At 66.1% G+C, this 17,855-nt stretch carries 10 protein-coding genes; 2 read left to right on the plus strand and 8 right to left on the minus strand.

The window, feature by feature from the left end; genetic code table 11:
- Positions 1-80: 80 nt before the first annotated feature.
- Positions 81-1,952: a putative nucleotidyltransferase substrate binding domain-containing protein gene (locus tag AC1Q5S_RS03110; protein ID WP_492238313.1), complete on the plus strand. Its 1,872-nt coding sequence runs from the start codon at positions 81-83 to the stop codon at positions 1,950-1,952.
- 654 nt (positions 1,953-2,606) lie between these two features.
- Here AC1Q5S_RS03110 and AC1Q5S_RS03115 read toward each other — a convergent pair.
- The 7 genes from AC1Q5S_RS03115 to AC1Q5S_RS03145 all read right to left on the minus strand — a co-directional run bounded on the left by AC1Q5S_RS03115 (position 2,607) and on the right by AC1Q5S_RS03145 (position 10,865).
- A complete protein-coding gene (locus AC1Q5S_RS03115) occupies positions 2,607-4,790 on the minus strand; it encodes a 3'-5' exonuclease (RefSeq protein WP_492238314.1) in 2,184 nt (727 codons plus the stop codon).
- The gene (locus tag AC1Q5S_RS03120) at positions 4,787-5,164 is read right to left on the minus strand and encodes a response regulator transcription factor (protein WP_303835693.1); all 378 of its coding nucleotides are present in this window, start codon (positions 5,162-5,164) and stop codon (positions 4,787-4,789) included. The genes AC1Q5S_RS03115 and AC1Q5S_RS03120 overlap by 4 nt, the downstream gene beginning before the upstream one ends.
- A complete protein-coding gene (locus AC1Q5S_RS03125; RefSeq protein WP_492238315.1) occupies positions 5,161-7,899 on the minus strand; it encodes an ATP-binding protein in 2,739 nt (912 codons plus the stop codon). Before AC1Q5S_RS03125 ends, AC1Q5S_RS03120 begins: the two co-directional genes overlap by 4 nt.
- A 2-nt stretch (positions 7,900-7,901) precedes the next feature.
- Positions 7,902-8,177 carry a hypothetical protein gene (locus tag AC1Q5S_RS03130; protein WP_303835689.1) on the minus strand — a complete coding sequence of 92 codons (276 nt, stop codon included), beginning with the start codon at positions 8,175-8,177 and terminating at the stop codon, positions 7,902-7,904.
- 89 nt (positions 8,178-8,266) lie between these two features.
- A complete protein-coding gene (locus AC1Q5S_RS03135) occupies positions 8,267-8,632 on the minus strand; it encodes a hypothetical protein (RefSeq protein WP_492238316.1) in 366 nt (121 codons plus the stop codon).
- Positions 8,633-8,787: 155 nt separating this feature from the next.
- Positions 8,788-10,593 carry a sodium:solute symporter family protein gene (locus AC1Q5S_RS03140; protein ID WP_303835685.1) on the minus strand — a complete coding sequence of 602 codons (1,806 nt, stop codon included), beginning with the start codon at positions 10,591-10,593 and terminating at the stop codon, positions 8,788-8,790.
- 11 nt (positions 10,594-10,604) lie between these two features.
- Positions 10,605-10,865 carry a DUF4212 domain-containing protein gene (locus AC1Q5S_RS03145; protein ID WP_303835683.1) on the minus strand — a complete coding sequence of 87 codons (261 nt, stop codon included), beginning with the start codon at positions 10,863-10,865 and terminating at the stop codon, positions 10,605-10,607.
- A gap of 287 nt (positions 10,866-11,152) precedes the next feature.
- On the opposite strand from AC1Q5S_RS03145, the gene AC1Q5S_RS03150 reads away from it, so the two are divergent.
- Complete coding sequence (locus AC1Q5S_RS03150) at positions 11,153-11,698, plus strand: hypothetical protein (RefSeq protein ID WP_303835966.1); 546 nt, start codon at positions 11,153-11,155, stop codon at positions 11,696-11,698.
- Positions 11,699-11,714: 16 nt separating this feature from the next.
- Here the strand turns inward: AC1Q5S_RS03150 and AC1Q5S_RS03155 are convergent, their stop codons facing one another.
- Positions 11,715-17,759 (minus strand): excinuclease ABC subunit UvrA, encoded by a 6,045-nt coding sequence (locus AC1Q5S_RS03155; protein ID WP_492238317.1) that lies wholly within the window; start codon positions 17,757-17,759, stop codon positions 11,715-11,717.
- Positions 17,760-17,855 lie beyond the last annotated feature (96 nt).

Below are 17,855 nucleotides of genomic sequence, written 5' to 3' on the forward strand. Positions count from 1 at the left end.
CAAAGCCAGTAACAACCCTGCCCCCCGCGCCGCACCACCGCTGCAACAATGGCACTCCCTGTTGCCTGGTCCCGCCCGCCATGAACCTTGCCCCTCACACCCTCGCCACCCTTCAGGCGGCGCTGGCCAGCCACCGTGTATGGAGTCAACTGGACACGGCCACGCTGGACACACTGGCGCCGCAGTGGCGGCTGGAGGCATCGGATGTGGGCACCACGCTGCTGCCCCAGGGCCGCCTGCACAGCCGCACCGGGCTCATCGTGAGCGGCGCGGTGGACCTGCACGACCCCGACCTGGACATGGCCGTGCACTTGCAGCCCGGCGACATGTTCGGCTTTGGCGCCACCCCGGCACAACACCTCACCACCTGGCAGGCCACTGCCGCGGCCGACAGCCACATCGCCTGGCTGGCCCCCGACACCGTGACCGCACTGTGCCGCGACCATGGCGCCCTCGCGTATTTCTTTCCATCACTGCCCAGCATGGGGCAGCCTCCAGCTTCGGCGCAGGCACCCGGCGCGGGTGTGCACCTGAACCTGCTGGGCACGCCCGTGTGCGCGCTCATCAAGCGCGAGCCGATCACGCTGCCGCCCGACACCAGCATCCGCGCCGCTGCACTGCAAATGCGCGATCTGCGCGTGTCGTCGGTGCTGCTGGTCGAAAAAGGCCACCTGTTTGGCCTGGTCACAGACCGCGATCTGCGCAACCGCGTGGTCGCACTGGGGCTGGATATTGACCGGCCCGTGTCCGACATCGCCACCCTGGCACCCATGACACTGCAGGCACAAAGCCCTGCATTCGAGGCCCTGCTGCTGATGGCGCGGCACAACATCCACCATGTGCCGGTGATGGAAGGCACCCGCATCGTCGGCATGATCACCGCCACCGATCTGGCGGAACAACACAGCACATCGGCGGTTTACCTGGCAGGCGATGTATACAAACAGACCACGGTGGAGGGCCTGGCACAGGCCAGCACCAAAATCAAGGCGCTGCAGCAACACCTGGCCGCCGCCGACGCCAGCGCCTACAGCACGGGCCACATCATCACCACCATCACCGACGCGCTGACCACCCGCCTCATCCACCTGGCCGAGGTGAAGCTGGGCCCGCCGCCGGTGGACTATGTGTGGGTGGCCGCCGGCTCCCAGGCCCGCAGCGAACAGACCGCCAGGTCCGACCAGGACAACTGCATGGTGCTGGACGACCGGTATGACGAAGCACTGCATGGCGAGTACTTTCGTGCGTTCTCGCGATTCGTGTGCGATGGCCTGGCGGCTTGCGGCTACATCCACTGCCCTGGCGAGATAATGGCCATGACCGACAAGTGGCGCCAGCCGCGCCAGCGCTGGGCGCAGTACTTTCACCAGTGGGTGGACAAGCCCGAACCCATGGCGTTGATGCTCACCTGCGTGTTCTTCGACCTGCGCGCCATCCACGGCAAGGCCGCGCTGCTGGAGTCGCTGCGCAATGAGGTGCTGCAGCGCACGCGGGGCAACAGCCTTTTTCTGGCACACATGGTGAGCAACTCGCTCAAGCACCGCCCGCCGCTGGGCATGTTTGGCACCATCGCACGCATCCGTGGCGGCGAAAACGCGGGCACCATCGACCTCAAGCACAGCGGCATCGTGCCCATCGTGGACCTGGCGCGGGTGTATGCGCTGGCGGGCGGCATTGCGGCGGTCAACACGCACGACCGGCTGGAGGTGGCGTCACTGGCGGGTGAGGTGAGTGCACAAAGCGCACGCGATCTGCGCGATGCACTGGAGTTTTTGTCCCGGCTGCGCATCGACCACCAGGCGCGGCAGATCGCGCAGGGGCAGGCGCCCGACAATTTTCTGGCGCTGGAGGAGCTGTCCAACTTTGAGCGCAGCCACCTCAAGGAGGCGTTCTCGGTGGTGCAGACGCTGCAGGGGGTGTTGGGGCAGCGGTATCAGACGGGGCGATATTGAGTGTTTTGTGGTCTGGCGCTTATGGGGTAAGCGCTAGCAGCTATTGATTTGATAGTTGCTGCTGTGCTTTTTTTGAGAGCGGGTGCCGGGGGGTGCGCCCGGCGGCGCAGTAACTTTCTTTTGCTTCGCCAAAAGAAAGTCACCAAAGAAAAGGCGACCCTACTGTGCGTGTCCCTTCGCTGCGCTACGGGCAACCTGCGATGCTCGGTCAGGGGGTGCGCCGCAGAACTCACTGCGCGCTTGCAGCGCTCCGTTCAAACAACTGCGGCGAGTCAGTGCACGAAGTGCGTGTGTCCTTCGCGGCACACGCACGCACCCCCTGCCCTGCGCTTCTCGGCACGCACAGAAGGGAACCCGCAACCGGACATCCACACGGGCCATCGCCGCGTTTGTTCGAACGGAGCGCGTCAGCGCGCAGTGAGTTACGCGGCGCACCCCGCAAACGCCCCGACGCAGGTTTGCCCCGGAGCGCAGCGCAGGGGTCGCAGACTGAGGGTCGCCTTTCTTTTGGGTACTTTTCTTTGGCGAAGCAAAGAACAAGTACCTCGCCCGCCGGGGCGAGACCCGGCCTCCGCCCTCAAAAAAAGCACACCATAAACTACAAAAACAATAGCTACCAGCGCTTACCCCACAATATCAAAACCCCAAAAACACTCAATATTTCAACCGCGCATAATACGTCTTCTGCGCCGCCTCCCGCGCCTGCCGCAGCGTGTGGATGCCCTGCTCCTGCAGCAGCGGAATCAGCCGCAGCCAGATCTCCGCCGTTACCAGCGCATCGCCCAGCGCCGTGTGGCGCCCCAGCACGGTGACGTTGAAACGCTCGGCAATGGCTTCAAGCCGGTGCGACTCCTGGTTCGGGTGCACCACGGCCGACAGCAGCAGCGTGTCGAGCACGGGCTGGTGAAAGACCACGCCCGTGGCCTTCTCCTGCAGCTGCAGAAAGCGCATGTCGAACGCCGCGTTGTGCGCCACCAGCACCGTGTCTTGCGTGAACGCATGGAACACGGGCAGCACCTCGCCGATGCGCGGCTTGCCGGCCACCATGTCGTCGGTGATGCCGTGGATGGGGATGGAAGCCGCCGGGATGGCGCACCCCGGGTCCACCAGCTGCTCAAAGCACTCCTGCCGCAGCAGCTTGCCATTGACGATGCGGGCCGCACCGAGCTGGATGATGGCGTCGCCGCCGGCCGGGTTCAGGCCCGTGGTTTCGGTGTCGAACACGGTGTAGGCCAGCTCGGACAGCGGGCGGTCGTCCAGCGCGCTGCTCTGGTCGGCCTGCTTGAAAAGATCAAAGTCGTAATACTCGGGGCGGCTGTATTCGCTCTCGCCCAAAGCGGCATCCACCACGCCCTGCACGCTGGCCAGGGGCAGCATGAAGCGGAAGAACGCCTGGTGACGCACCCGCTCGCGCTCAAACCACATTTCACCGCCGTGGCGCTCGACCACTTCGCGCACGGTCAGGGGACTGCGTTCCGCGCCAAATCGCATGGCATCCATCTCCCAGTTCATCACCGTTTCATTGCTCATGGCCTGGCCGCTCCAGACCAGGTCGAGCTGAGCATGGGTGCCCGTGCCCTGCAGCCGCAGCTGCAAAAAGCGCACCTCAAACTCATCCACCAGCCGGTGCGCCAGATAGGTCAGTGCCTGCAGCAGGGTGTAGCTGTCCACCTTGAGCCACAGGCTGCCGTCGATCGCGTCGAGCGTCACCGGCCGGTCGCACTGCGCGGCAATGCGGCGCTGGGCGGCGGTGGCCAGGTCGGCGCCCAGCATGTCCTCCATGGGCCAGCGCGTCTTGAGGCGCTGCGTGGCGCGCTGCGCCAGGTCGGTGATGCGCCGCCCCATCGCGCCCACCTCTTCGCGCACCACGCCCAGAAAGCGCTCGCGCATGGCGGGCTCCAGGTCGGAATAGCCCAGCATGTCCACCGCCGCCTGGATGTTGGCCAGCGAGGCGCGGCTGCCTTCGGTCAGGCCGTGCAGGAGCTGGTCGCGCGCGGCTTCTTCCTCCACGCTGGCCGTCACGTTATCGAGCATCAGCACAAAGCCGCTCACCACGGACTCCAGCGTTTCTTCACCGCCCTCTTCGGCCAGCGCCGCGCGCACCGGCGCCACCTGCACGCGCAGCAACTGCCCGCCCTGCGTGGTGGTGACGAACTGCGCCGACGGGCTGGCCACGCCGCGCGCCATGCCCTGGTGGATGCGTTCAAGCGCATGGGCCAGCAACTGCTGGTCGAACACGGCATAAATCGACCGGCCGATACCGATCAGCTCGGCCCCGGCCGCCAGCCCCGGCCCCTGCGAGAGCTGCCGGAACTGCTGGCGCGCACGCTGGTTGTAGAGCAGGATGCGCCCGTCGCGGTTGCACACCACCACGCTCTGGTTCAGTTCGGCCATCAGGGCGGCCAGGCGGTTCTTTTCCTGCTGCACGCTGTGGCTGGCCTGGGCCACCTGGGCGGCCATGTCGCCGCGCAACTGGTCGCGCTGGGCGGCCAGCTCGTTCACGGCCCGGGCCATGGCCTGCATTTCGGCGGTGCCCCGGGGGGTGAGCTGCTGGGGCGTGGTGGCCGTCACCACCACCCGGATTTTTTCCAGCAGGCGGTGCGGATCGCCCACGTAACGGCGGTACAGCACATGCAGCGTGCCCGCCACCAGAAACAGGCCCAGCAGCCAGCCCATGGCCACCAGCACGGTGCGCGGCGCCAGCACCTCGCCCACCGCCAGGCGCTCCTGCGGGTCGAGCGTGGACCAGACGATCGCGGACATCAGCACCAGCCACAGCGCCATCACCAGGCCCGAGGCGGCCACGGCCAGCACCAGCCGGGGGTCGATCTTTCTCATGCGGGCGTCTCCCCGAGTAGCTCGGCCACCTTCTGCACCAGCTCGCGCGTGGAAAACGGCTTGGTCATGTAGGCATTGGCGCCCAGGGCCATGCCCTTGGCCACATCGGTCTCGCGGCCCTTGGCCGTGAGCATGAGGATTTTGGTGGCCTGCAGGGCCTCGTCGGCGCGCACGGCCTGGCAGACCTCGAAGCCCGTCTTGTGCGGCATCATCACGTCGAGCAACACCAGTGCGGGCTGCTCGCGCGCGATGGTGTCCAGTGCCTCCTGCCCGTCGCGGGCCACCAGCACGGCGTAGCCTTCGCGCTGCAGCAGGTATTCGAGCGAGATCACGATGTTGGGCTCGTCGTCGGCAATCAGAATCTTGTGCGTCATGGGTTCTTGTCTCCGGATGAGGGGGCCTGGCGGGGTAGCCAGAAGCAGAAGCAGGCGCCCGGCTGTGCGCTCGGCTCCAGCCACAGCCGCCCGCCAAAATGTTCTGCGATATGGCGGCTGATCGGCAGGCCCAGGCCTGTTCCGTGCGCCATCTGGACACCCAGGTCGGTCTGGTGAAAACGGTCGAAAATCATGGCTTCGTGGCCCGGCTGCACGCCTGGGCCATTGTCCTGCACGCACACCGTGACGCCCTGCGCATCGGGCACCAAGCGCACCTGCACCTGCCCCCCGGGCGAGGGCACGAACTTGGCGGCGTTGGACAGCAAGTTCAACAGCACCTGCAGAATGCGGTCGGGGTCGGCCTGGAGCACGGGCGCCTCGTCGGGCAGCTGCACCTGCACCTGGGCCGCGCGCTCGCGGAACACCTCGGCCGTGGTCGCCACCGCACGCTCCACCAGGGCGCGCATATCCACCGGCGCCACATCCCATTCGGCATGGCCCGACTCGATCTTGGCCATGTCCAGCACCTGGTTGACCAGGCGCGTCAGGCGCTCGGTTTCGGCCACGATGATGCCCACGAACTGCTGGCGCTGGGCCTGGGGCATGCCGGCGTCGTCCTGCATGAGTTCGGCCAGCGCGCGGATGGACGTGAGCGGCGTGCGCAGCTCGTGCGTGACGGACGACATGAAGTCGTCCTTGAGCCGGTCCAAGCTTTGCAACTGCTCGTTGGCCGCGCGCAGTTCGGCCGTGGCCTGCTCCAGCGAACGCGACTTGCCCTCCAGCGCACGCGAATAGGCGCGAATTTGCGAAGCCTCGTCCAGAATGCGCAGCACGTCTTCAGGCGAGAGCGTTTCTTCCTCGGCCACCGAAGCCACCAGCGCACGGGCCGACGCACTGCCTACGGCGCCGGCCAGCTGGGTTTCGACAAACTGCACCAGGCGGGCATCGGGCCGCAGTGCCTGCACCGTGCCGACACCCATGCGCTGCGCATAGGCATCGAACAGCGCCCGCGCCTTGCCCCCTCCCAGAAAACGCTCGCACAGGCGCAGCAGGTCTTGCGTGTTGGCCCGCCCGCGCCAGAACACCGGGCTGGAGCCGGCCGTGCGCTGAAACACATCGACAAACAGCAGGGCCTGGCTGGCCTCCCGGCCCGAGGGCGCGCGCCACAGCGACACCCCGACATAGGCCACCACATTGGCCAGCATGCTCCAGAACAGCGAATGGGTGAGGCCGTCAAACCCCTGCAGGCCGAGCAACTGCTCGGGCCGCAGCCAGGCCAGGCCCCAGGGCCCGTGGGCGATGAAGCCCATGTCGAGCCAGCCCGACTTGGCAATCGACGGCAGCATGAGGGTGTAGGCCCACATCAAAAAGCCTGCCAGCAGCCCGGCCAGCGCACCCAGGCGCGTTCCGCCCTTCCAGTACATGCCGCCCAGCACCACCGGGGCAAACTGCGCCACGGCAGCAAAGCTGATGAGCCCGATGCTGACCAGTGCATACGCCTCGCCCGCGAGGTGAAAGTACACATAGCCCAGCACCAGCACGCCGAGAATGGCCGCACGCCGGATGCCCAGCAGAAGGCGCGTGAAGTCTTGCCCGCCGCTGCTGCGCAGGTGGCGCCAGCGCAGCAGCAGGGGCAGCACCAGCTCGTTGCTGACCATGGTGGAGACCGCCACGGTTTCCACGATGACCATGCCCGTCGCCGCAGACAGCCCCCCAACAAACGCGAACAGCGCCAGCGCGTGCTGGCCGGCCGCCAGGGGCAGCGACAGCACGAAGTTCTCGGCGTTGGCCTGCCCCGGCCCGAAGTACAGCAGGCCGCCCAGCGCAATGGGCAGCACGAACAGGTTGATGAGCAGCATGTAGAGCGGAAACACCCAAACCGCGCGGCGCAGGTGGTCTTCGCGCACGTTCTCCACCACCATCACCTGGAACTGGCGGGGCAAAAACACCACCGAGAGCATCGACAGCAGCATCAACCCGAACCACTGCGCCCAGGCGAACTGACCGCCCTGCTCCAGGCGCAGCAACTGCTGCAACTGCGGCACCGCCTGCGCGCGGGCGAACAGGTCGCCCAGGCCATCGAACAGGCCATACACCACAAAGAAGCCGACCATCAGGAAGGCCACCAGCTTGACCACCGACTCGAACGCGATGGCGGCCACCATGCCCTCGTGCCGCTCGGTAGTGTCCAGATGCCGCGCACCAAACACCATGGCAAAGCCGGCCAGCACCAGCGCCACATAAAAGGCACTGTCGCGGCTCCAGTGTGCGGGGTCGGCCACGCCGCCGGGCACCGTCAGCAGGGCATAGCCCGCCGACACCGCCTTGAGCTGCAGCGCGATGTAGGGCACGATGCCGACCACCGCAATCAGCGTCACCAGCCCGGCCAGCAGCGGGCTTTTGCCATAGCGGCTGGCAATGAAGTCGGCAATGGAGGTGATGCGGTAGGCCTTGGCGATGCGGATCATCTTGCGCAGCACGATCCAGCCCAGCACCATGACCAGCGTGGGCCCCAGGTAGATGGGCAGAAACCACACCCCGCCCGAAGCGGCGCGCCCCACGCTGCCGAAATAGGTCCAGGCCGTGCAGTACACGCCCAGCGAAAGCGCGTAGGTCCAGGGGTTGGCGATGACCGAGCGCCTCGCCTGCGCACGGCGGTCGGCCCAGTACGCCACGGCAAACAGCAGCAGCAGATAGGCAAACGACGAGGCAATGACCAGTGCGGGCGAAAGCATGCCTACTCCTGGGGCGGTGCAGGCGGCGGGGGCGGCGCTCCCGCGCGGTCATCGGGACGCTCTTCGCCAGGGTCGGCGGGCCGACTGTCGGGCCGCTCCATCAACCAGGCCAGCACGGCAATCAACCCGCCCCACAGCAGGAACAGGGCCAGCGGGAACAGGGGAATGCCCCATACGGTGGCATCACGGTCCCACAGGCCGAGCAGCGGAAAATTGAACAGCACCCAGCCGCCGGCAAACAGCGCAACCAGGCGTTGGGAGCCGAGTCCTTTGAGCACAGCGGTCTCCTGGCGGGAGGTCTGGACGCCCCCCTGCCCTCCATTGTGCGCCCGGCACTTACCTTGTTCTTACGTACCGGGCGGCGCGATCAGGTTTTGGCCTTGGGCTTGGCCAGGGCGGCAGCGCCGTGTGCCTGGCGCGAGAGCGCGAAATCGAGAAAAAACTTGCACCAGATGGTGCTGCCCGCCATGGCGGTCCAGGTGTTGTAGTCGAGCTGGCCCAGCGCCACGCTGACGATCACCACGGCCGCCACCACGCCCGCGATGAGGTTGATGAGCATCGCATACGGGGCGTATTTTTCGGGGTTGGGAGGCGACTCGCCGCGCTTGATGGCCACCTCGGAAAAATCACGCTTGACCACGATGCGCCACGCACGGCGGAACCAGAAAAACGCCATCGGGAACAGCGCGAGATACAGAATCCAGGTCAAAGCGACGCTGACATCAAAAACCATGCAGGGCTCCCAGCTTCAGGGGCCGTACGCCGCGCGCACGCACCCCGGACATTTCAACTAAAAAGGCCCTGCCAGCGCAGCCGGCAGGGCCTCCATTGTCACTGCCGCAGCGCCAGAGCGCCACGGCACGGGGGCTTTACCCCCGGACAGACGCTTTAGTGAGCACCCGTCACCGTCTTGGAGCCGCGCGGAATACGCACGGCTTCCACCATGGCCTGAATGTGCTCTGGCGGCTCCTTGGTGACCTTGTCCACCAGGAAGGCAACCGCGAAGTTCACCATCGCACCGACTGCACCGATGGCTTCCGGCGTGATGCCGAAGAAGCTGTTGGCGCCGCCGATCAGACCCAGGTATTCCGTGCCCTTGATGAAGAAGATGCCCTTGTGCGCGAACACATAGAACAGGGTGAAGAACAGGCCTGCCAGCATGCCGGCCATGGCGCCTTCCTTGTTCATCTTCTTGCTGAAGATACCCATCATGATGGCGGGGAACAGCGAGCTGGCAGCAATACCGAAGGCCAGCGCCACCGTACCGGCCGCGAAGCCGGGCGGGTTCAGGCCCAGGTAACCGGCCACCACAATGGCCACGGCCATCGACACCTTGCCCGCCAGCAGCTCGTTCTTCTCGCTGATGTTGGGGTTGAACACGCCCTTGACCAGGTCATGCGACACGGCCGACGAAATAGCCATCAGCAGACCTGCCGCCGTCGACAGCGCCGCTGCCAGACCACCGGCCGCCACCAGCGCGATCACCCAGTTGGGCAGCAGCGCGATTTCGGGGTTGGCCATCACGATGATGTCGGCGTTCACGTCCAGTTCGTTGCCCTTCCAGCCGGCAGCTTCTGCCTTGCCCTTGGCGGCTTCGTTCTTGGTCTTGTCGTTGTAGTACTGGATGCGGCCGTCACCGTTCTTGTCGGTCCACTTCAGCAGGCCGGTCTTTTCCCAGCGCTTCATCCAGTCAGGACGCTGCTCGTTCACCAGGCTGGCCTCAGGTGCATAAAGGTCGCCACCGGCCTTGACGGCGGTGTTGACAGTGGCATGCAGGTTCAGCTTGGCCATGGCTGCCACAGCGGGAGCCGTGGTGTACAGGATGGCGATGAAGATCAGTGCCCAGCCAGCCGAGCTGCGTGCGTCCTTGACCGAAGGCACGGTAAAGAATCGCATGATGACGTGGGGCAGACCGGCGGTACCGATCATCAGCGACATCGTGTACATGAACATGTTCAGCGAACTGCCGGGCAGTTGCGTGGTGTACTTGCCAAAGCCCAGGTCGGTGACCACGGAATCGAGCTTGGCCAGCAGGGACATGTCGGTGCCCACATAGCCGCCACCCAGACCCAGTTGAGGGATCGGGTTGCCCGTGAGCTGCAGCGAGATGAACACGGCAGGCACGGTGTAGGCCAGGATCAGCACGATGTACTGCGCCACCTGGGTGTAGGTGATGCCCTTCATGCCGCCGAACACGGCGTAGGCGAACACGATGGCCATACCGACGTAAATGCCGGTGTCGCTGGACACGCCCAGGAAGCGCGAGAACGCAATACCCACACCGGTCATCTGACCAATGATGTAGGTGAGCGACGCTACCAGCAGGCAGATCACGGCGACGGTGCTCGCCGACTTCGAGTAGAAGCGGTCACCAATGAACTGCGGCACCGTGAACTTGCCGAACTTGCGCAGGTACGGAGCCAGCAGCATGGCCAGCAGCACGTAGCCGCCGGTCCAGCCCATCAGGAACAGGCCGCCGCCATAACCCATGTTGGCGATCAGGCCGGCCATGGAGATGAAGGAAGCCGCACTCATCCAGTCGGCGGCCGTGGCCATGCCGTTGGTGATGGGGTGCACGCTGCCGCCGGCCGCGTAGAACTCGCTGGTGGAACCCGCACGGGCCCACACGGCGATGCCGATGTAGAGCGCGAAGCTCAGACCGACAAAGATATAGATGGTTGTTTGAAGATCCATGATTTCAGCCCTCAGTCTTCATGCACGTCGAACTGACGATCGATGTCGCCCATCTTCTTGGCGTAATAAAAAATCAGCGCAATGAAGATGTAGATGGAGCCCTGGTGAGCAAACCAGAACCCGAGCGGATAACCACCCAACTTGATGTTATTGAGCACGTCCACAAACATGATGCCCGCGCCGAACGACACCACAAACCAGATGATCAGAATCTTGGTTAGCAGGCCGAGCGTGGCTTTCCAGTAGGCGTGACTGCTTTTGTCTTCCTTCATGAATTCCCCTCGTGTGTGAGTACAGAACACAGCACCTAGGCACTGCCCCGCGCATTCCGCAGGCTGGGCCATCGGATTGCGTAAGTGACTGTGTCCACGCTTGCTTACAGCTAACTGATGAAAACGCCCAAACGGCCGTGCGAAGGACGACTCAAGGGAAAACACCGATCACAGATGTTGCGTGCATCTGAAACGGCCTAGTGAAAGCCCCAATGGCATTCAAAGGGGATCGGGAAACACTCTGTCACCAATTCACACGCCCGCTGAAAGATTGCGCCCAACACCCCATGGCAGATGCGCCCTCCAACCTGACCACCGCCATTTATGCCAAGACTGCCCAGGGCCAACAAGAAATACAGTCCCGCTCACTGGGGCTGACACCGCTGGCCCGGCGCATTCTGGTGCTGGTGGACGGCAAGCGCAGCGGCCAGGACCTGAGCGCCTTTGCACCCGGCGGCGAGATCAGTGCACAGCTCACCGAATTGCTCAGCCGTGACTGCATCGAAGCGGTGGGCGTGGCGCAGCCAGCCCCCAGCCCTGCGGCCGCCCCCGCCAAGCCGCACGCCCCCGAGGAGATTGACCTGTCGGGCCTGCCCCCCGCCGAATCGCGCAGCGCCAAAGAGCTGGACATGGCACGCAATTTCATGACCAACACGGTCAACAACATCTTTGGCCACCACAACCGCATTTCGCTGTTAGAAGCCATCCACGGTTGCAAAAGCAGCAGCGAGTTGCGCCACGTTTATGTGGCCTGGGCCCAGGCGCTCGAAACCAATGCCACCGGCAAGAAGCGACTGCCCGAGTTGCGCGAAAAACTCTTCGCCGTACTCTGACGGCGCCCTGAGCCCTTTACTCCCTGGCCAGCACCGGCGCCAGCGCCACACCCGTGTGCGTACCCAGGAGCACCACCTCCTCAGGCGTGGCGGCGGCCACGATGCAGCCGCCCCCCGCGCCGCCCTCGGGCCCCAGGTCCAGGATCCAGTCGGCCTCGGCGATCACGTCCAGGTCATGCTCGATCACGATCACGCTGTGGCCGCCATCCACCAGGCGGTGCAGCACGCGGATGAGCTTGTCCACGTCGGCCATGTGCAGGCCCACGGTGGGTTCGTCCAGCACGTACAGCGTGTGCGGCGCCTTCTGGCCCCGGCGGCCGACCTCGTCGCGCACCTTGGTCAGTTCGGTCACGAGCTTGATGCGCTGCGCCTCGCCGCCCGAAAGCGTGGGCGACGGCTGGCCCAGCGTGAGGTAACCCAGGCCCACGTCCTGCAAGAGCTGCAGCGGGTGCGCGATGCTGGGCATGCTGGCGAAGAAACCCACGGCCTCGTCCACCTCCATCTGCAGCACGTCACCGATGCTCTTGCCGCGCCAGGTCACGGCCAGCGTTTCGGGGTTGAAGCGCGCGCCGTGGCAGGTCTCGCAGGGCACCTTCACATCGGGCAGAAAGCTCATCTCGATGGTGCGCACGCCCGCGCCTTCGCAGCTCGCGCAGCGGCCTTCGCCGGTGTTGAAGCTGAAGCGCCCCGCCGCGTAGCCACGCGCCTTGGCCTCCAGCGTCTCGGCAAACAGCTTGCGGATGGTGTCCCAGAAGCCGATGTAGGTGGCGGGGCAGCTGCGCGGGGTCTTGCCGATGGGCGTCTGGTCCACTTCGAGCACGCGGTCGATGCTCTCGAAGCCCGACAGGCCCGTGCAACCCACCAGTGGCGGCGCCTTGCCCGCATCCATCGCATCGCGCCCCGCCTTGGTACTGCGCTGCTGCACCCAGGCCTGCACGTTGGCCAGCAGCACGTCGCGCGCCAGGGTGGATTTGCCCGAGCCGCTCACGCCCGTCACCGCCACCAGGCGGTGCAGCGGCACGGTGGCCGTCACGTTCTGCAGGTTGTGCAGCTGCGCGCCGTGCACGGTGAGCCAGCGCATGGCGGTGCGTTCCTTCGCCTCGGTCAGCGCGTCAGCGGCCAGCGCAGCGGCCTGGGCTGCGCGCTTCTTCACTGCCGCGCTCTGCCGACCCGTGGGCGCTTCCGCCTCGGCCTGGGCGAAGGCGGCCGTGGCCTCGGCGCTGACCTCGCTGGCCACCATGCTGCGGCGCATTTGCAGCGGGTGCTTCATGGCGTGCAGCAGGTAGCGGCCGGTTTGCGAATCGGCCGCGCCGGTGATGTCGGCCACGCTGCCCTGCGCCACCAGCCGCCCGCCGCGTTTGCCGGCGCTCGGGCCGATGTCGATGATGTGGTCGGCGCGGCGGATCGTGTCTTCGTCGTGCTCCACCACCACCAGCGTGTTGCCCTTGTCGCCCAGCTTGTGCAGGGCGTTGAGCAGGATCTGGTTGTCGCGCGCATGCAGGCCGATGGTGGGCTCGTCGAGCACATAGCACACGCCCTGCAGGTTGCTGCCCAGCTGCGCGGCCAGGCGGATGCGCTGCGCCTCGCCACCGCTGAGCGTGGGCGCGCCCCGGTCCAGCGTGAGGTAGCCCAGGCCCACCTCTTCGAGGAACTCCAGGCGGCTCTGGATCTCGGGCACCAGGTCGCGGGCGATGTCGGCCTCGCGGGCCGTCATGCCGCCTTCGATGCGCAGGGTCTCGACCCAGCGGCGCACGTCCGTGACGGACAGCGCGGCGATGTCGGTGATGCCCACGCCCGCAAACCGCACGGCGCGGGCCGTGGCGTTCAGGCGTGTGCCGCTGCAGCTCGGGCAGGCGGTGTCGGCCAAATCTTCCACCTCGGGCTCGGCAAAGGTCTGCTCGCGGCCTTTCTCCTTGTCGTCCTGCACCGAGTCGTCAAACACCTTGCGCTGGTCCTTGGTGAGCTTGACGCCCGTGCCCACGCAGTCGGGGCACCAGCCGTGTTTGCTGTTGTAGCTGAACAGGCGCGGGTCCAGCTCGGCATAGCTGGTGGCGCACACGGGGCAGGCACGTTTGGTGGAAAACGCCTGCAGGTGGCCGATGCTCGCGGTGGGCGCGCCGCTCTCCATGGCGGCGGCCAGCGTCCCGATGCTGCTCAGCACATGCACCACGCCCTTGCCGTGGGTGAGCGCATCGGCCAGCGCGTTACGCAGCACGGCCTCGTTCTCGGGCGACACATCGAGGCTGGCCACAGGCAGTTCGATGGTGTGTTCCTTGAAGCGGTCGATGCGCGGGAAGTTGGTGGTGGGCAAGAAGTTGCCGTCCACGCGCAGGTGCGTGAAGCCCCGCGGACGCGCCCAGTCGGCCAGCTCGGTGTACACGCCCTTGCGGTTCATCACCAGCGGCGCCAGCAGCCCGATGTGCTGGCCCCGGAACTGGGTGAGCAGCTGGGCCGCGATGCTCTCGGGCGTCTGCGGCTGCACGGCGGCACCGTCCTTGGTGCAGTGCTGCGTGCCGAGCTTGACGTACAGCAGGCGCAGGAAGTGCCACACCTCGGTGGTCGTGCCCACGGTGGACTTGCGCCCGCCACGCGACAAGCGCTGCTCGATCGCCACGGTGGGAGGAATGCCGTACACCGCGTCCACCTCGGGCCGGCCGGCCGGTTGCACGATGGAACGCGCATAGGCATTGAGCGATTCAAGGTAGCGGCGCTGGCCCTCGTTGAACAGGATGTCGAACGCCAGCGTGGACTTGCCCGAGCCGCTCACACCCGTCACCACGTTGAATTGGCCGCGCGGAATGTCCACGCTCAGGTTTTGGAGGTTGTGCTCCTTGGCGTTGACGATTTCAATGGCGTTTTTGGCCGCAGGCGCTTTATCCATATGCGCGAGACGCTCTGATTTTCGTAGCGCAGCAGCCTTTTCATGCACCGAATGGCCGCCCACGCCCAGCGCCAGTTCGTAGTCGCGCAGCGCCTGCCCGGTGTGCGAGGTGGCATGGGCCCGCACGTCCTCGGGCGTGCCTTCGGCCACGATGAGGCCGCCCGCGTAGCCGCCCTCGGGCCCCAGGTCGATGAGCCAGTCGCTCGCGCGGATCACGTCCAGGTTGTGCTCGATGACGATGAGCGAGTGCCCCGCATCGATGAGCTTGCGCAGCGCGCGCATGAGCTTGGCGATGTCGTCAAAGTGCAGGCCGGTGGTAGGCTCGTCGAACAAAAACAGCGTGCCCTTGCGCGCCACGGCCTGGCGGGATTTGGAGGCTGACTTGGCGGCCTCGGCCAGAAAGCCGGCGAGCTTCAGGCGCTGCGCCTCACCGCCGCTGAGCGTCGGCACGGGCTGGCCCAGCGCCACGTATTCCAGTCCCACGTCCACGATGGGCTGCAGTGCGCGGATCACGTCGCGGTCATTGACGAACAGCGCGGCGGCTTCCGCCACGGTCAACGCCAGCACGTCGGCCACGTTCAGCGTCTTGCCGCCGCGCTCGATGGTGATCTCCAGGATCTCGGGCCGGTAGCGCTTGCCGTCGCAATCGGGGCAGCGCAGGTACACGTCGCTCAAGAACTGCATCTCCACATGCTCGAAGCCCGAGCCACCGCAGGTGGGGCAACGCCCGTCGCCGCTGTTGAAGCTGAACTTGGCGGCGGTGTAGCTGCGCTGCCTGGACAGCGGCGCCACGGCGAACAGCTCACGGATGCTGTCCCACGCACCCACATAGCTCACGGGGTTGGAGCGCGCCGTCTTGCCGATGGGCGACTGGTCCACGAACACCACGTCCGACAGGTGATCGGCGCCCAGCATGCGATCGTGCGTGCCCGGCGCATCGGTGGCCTTGCCGAAGTGGCGCAGCAGCGCGGGGGCCAGCACGTCCTGGATCAGGCTGGACTTGCCCGAGCCGCTGACGCCGGTGACGGTGACCAGGCGCTGCAGCGGAAACTCCACCGTCACATCGCGCAGGTTGTGCTCGCGCGCGCCTTCGAGGATGAGGCGCGGCGTGGCGTCGGTCACCATGCGCTTGAAGCCGAAGCCCACATGTTTTCGCCCGCCCAGGTAGGCACCCGTGAGCGTGTCGGCCTGGCGCAGGTCGGCCGTGGTGCCATCGAACACGATCTGCCCGCCCAGGCGGCCGGGGCCGGGGCCCATGTCGATCATGCGGTCGGCCGCGAGCATCACGGCCGGGTCGTGCTCCACCACCACCAGGGTGTTGCCCGCATCGCGCAGGCGCAGCATGGCCTCGGTGATGCGGTGCATGTCGCGCGGGTGCAGGCCGATGCTGGGCTCGTCCAGCACGAACAGCGTGTTGACCAGGCTGGTGCCCAGCGCCGTGGTCAGGTTGATGCGCTGCACCTCGCCGCCGCTGAGCGTGCGGCTTTGCCGGTCCAGCGTGAGGTAGCCGATGCCCACGTCGCACAGGTATTTCAGGCGCGTGGTGATTTCTTCGTGCAGGAGCTTCAGGGCTTGCGCATCGCCACCCTTGGCATCGTCACCCACCGGCAATTGCATGCGCGCAAAGAACGCGCGCAGGCGGTCGATGGGCAGCAGCATCAGGTCGTGCAGGCACAGGCCGGGCAGCGCTTCGAGCTGTTCGCGCGACCATTGCACGCCTTCTGGCATGAAGCGCTGAAACTGTTGGCCCCCACGCTCGACACTGTCGTGTCCTCGCTGCCCCCCAAGGGTGCTGCCGCTGCTTGGGGCGGCCCGGCGCAGCGGCGGCTCCAGCACCGCATCGGCGTCTTCCTTGCGGCCGATGCGCCAGAGCAGGCTCTCGGTCTTGAGGCGCGCGCCCGCGCAGGTGGGGCATGGCGTGTAGCTGCGGTACTTGGACAAGAGCACGCGGATGTGCATCTTGTAGGCCTTGCTTTCCAGGTACTCGAAGAAACGCTTGATGCCGTACCACTGCTGGTTCCACTTGCCGTTCCAATGCGGCGATCCCTGGATGACCCATTTCTTCTGGTCGTCGGTGAGCTTGTACCAAGGCGTGTCGCGCGGGATGCCGGCCGTCTCGGCATGGCGCATGAGGTCGTCCTGGGCCTCTTTCCATGCGGGGGTCTGGATGGTCTTGATGGCCCCGGCACGCAGCGTGAGCTTGTCGTTGGGGATGACGAGGCCGTAGTCCACGCCGATCACGCGGCCAAAACCCCGGCAGCTGTCGCACGCGCCCACGGCGGAATTGAACGAGAAGGCCGACGGAATGGGGTCGCTGTAGCGCAGGTCGCTGTCGGGGCAGTGCAGGCCCGTCGAGAACCTCCACAGCTCGGGCTCGCCCTCCTCCACCAGCCGGTACACGTTCAACCGCCCTGTGCCGCGCTTCAGCGCGACCTCGATGGCTTCGATGACGCGCGCCTTCTCGGCATGGCCCAGGCGGAAGCGGTCGGCCACCACATCCAGCACTTTGACCGCCCCCACGCTCCCCACTGCGTGTGGTTCGCTGCCCCCCGAGGGGGCGCTCGCTTGCTTGGGGCGGCCCGGCGCGGCGCTCGTGCGCGACCCGATGGGCCTGACCTCTTCACGCTCGGCCTGCACCTTGGTGAAGCCGCTGGCGGACAACCATTGCTCCACCTGTTCGACCGAGGTGTTGGCGGGAAGTTCGACCGGGAAGGTCAACACGATGCGTGGATCACTGGCGGCGGCGCAACGCGTGGCCAGCTCGGCATAGATGGTCTCGGGCGAATCGTGGCGCACGGGCTGGGCGGTCTGCTTGTCGAACAGCTGCCCCGCGCGTGCGAACAGCAGCTTCAGGTGGTCGTTCAGCTCCGTCATCGTGCCCACGGTGGAGCGGCTGGAGCGCACCGGGTTGGTCTGGTCGATGGCAATGGCCGGCGGCACGCCCTCGACCTTGTCCACGGCGGGCTTGTCCATGCGGTCCAGGAACTGGCGCGCATAGGCGCTGAAGGTTTCCACGTAGCGGCGCTGGCCCTCGGCATACAGCGTGTCGAATACCAGGCTCGACTTGCCCGAACCGCTGGGGCCCGTGACCACCGTCAGTTCACCCGTGCGGATGTCCAGATCGAGGTTCTTGAGGTTGTGCTGGCGTGCGCCGCGGATACGGATCAGTCCCTGGGTCATGGAGGCGGTCTTTCGGGGGTGAGGCGGGACATTCTAGGGATGCACTCAGTGTTTTCTCCTGCGTGCGCCGATTACCCCCGAGGCGCGCTGCGGTGC

The sequence above is a fragment of the Acidovorax sp. GW835-FHT14B10 genome (assembly GCF_058793725.1).

Coding starts and splice junctions, on each gene's coding strand:
- AC1Q5S_RS03110 (WP_492238313.1), top strand. CDS start 81: ATGAACCTTGCCCCTCACACCCTCGCCACCCTTCAGGCGGCGCTGGCC.
- AC1Q5S_RS03115 (WP_492238314.1), bottom strand. CDS start 4,790: ATGAGAAAGATCGACCCCCGGCTGGTGCTGGCCGTGGCCGCCTCGGGC.
- AC1Q5S_RS03120 (WP_303835693.1), bottom strand. CDS start 5,164: ATGACGCACAAGATTCTGATTGCCGACGACGAGCCCAACATCGTGATC.
- AC1Q5S_RS03125 (WP_492238315.1), bottom strand. CDS start 7,899: ATGCTTTCGCCCGCACTGGTCATTGCCTCGTCGTTTGCCTATCTGCTG.
- AC1Q5S_RS03135 (WP_492238316.1), bottom strand. CDS start 8,632: ATGGTTTTTGATGTCAGCGTCGCTTTGACCTGGATTCTGTATCTCGCG.
- AC1Q5S_RS03140 (WP_303835685.1), bottom strand. CDS start 10,593: ATGGATCTTCAAACAACCATCTATATCTTTGTCGGTCTGAGCTTCGCG.
- AC1Q5S_RS03145 (WP_303835683.1), bottom strand. CDS start 10,865: ATGAAGGAAGACAAAAGCAGTCACGCCTACTGGAAAGCCACGCTCGGC.
- AC1Q5S_RS03150 (WP_303835966.1), top strand. CDS start 11,153: ATGGCAGATGCGCCCTCCAACCTGACCACCGCCATTTATGCCAAGACT.
- AC1Q5S_RS03155 (WP_492238317.1), bottom strand. CDS start 17,759: ATGACCCAGGGACTGATCCGTATCCGCGGCGCACGCCAGCACAACCTC.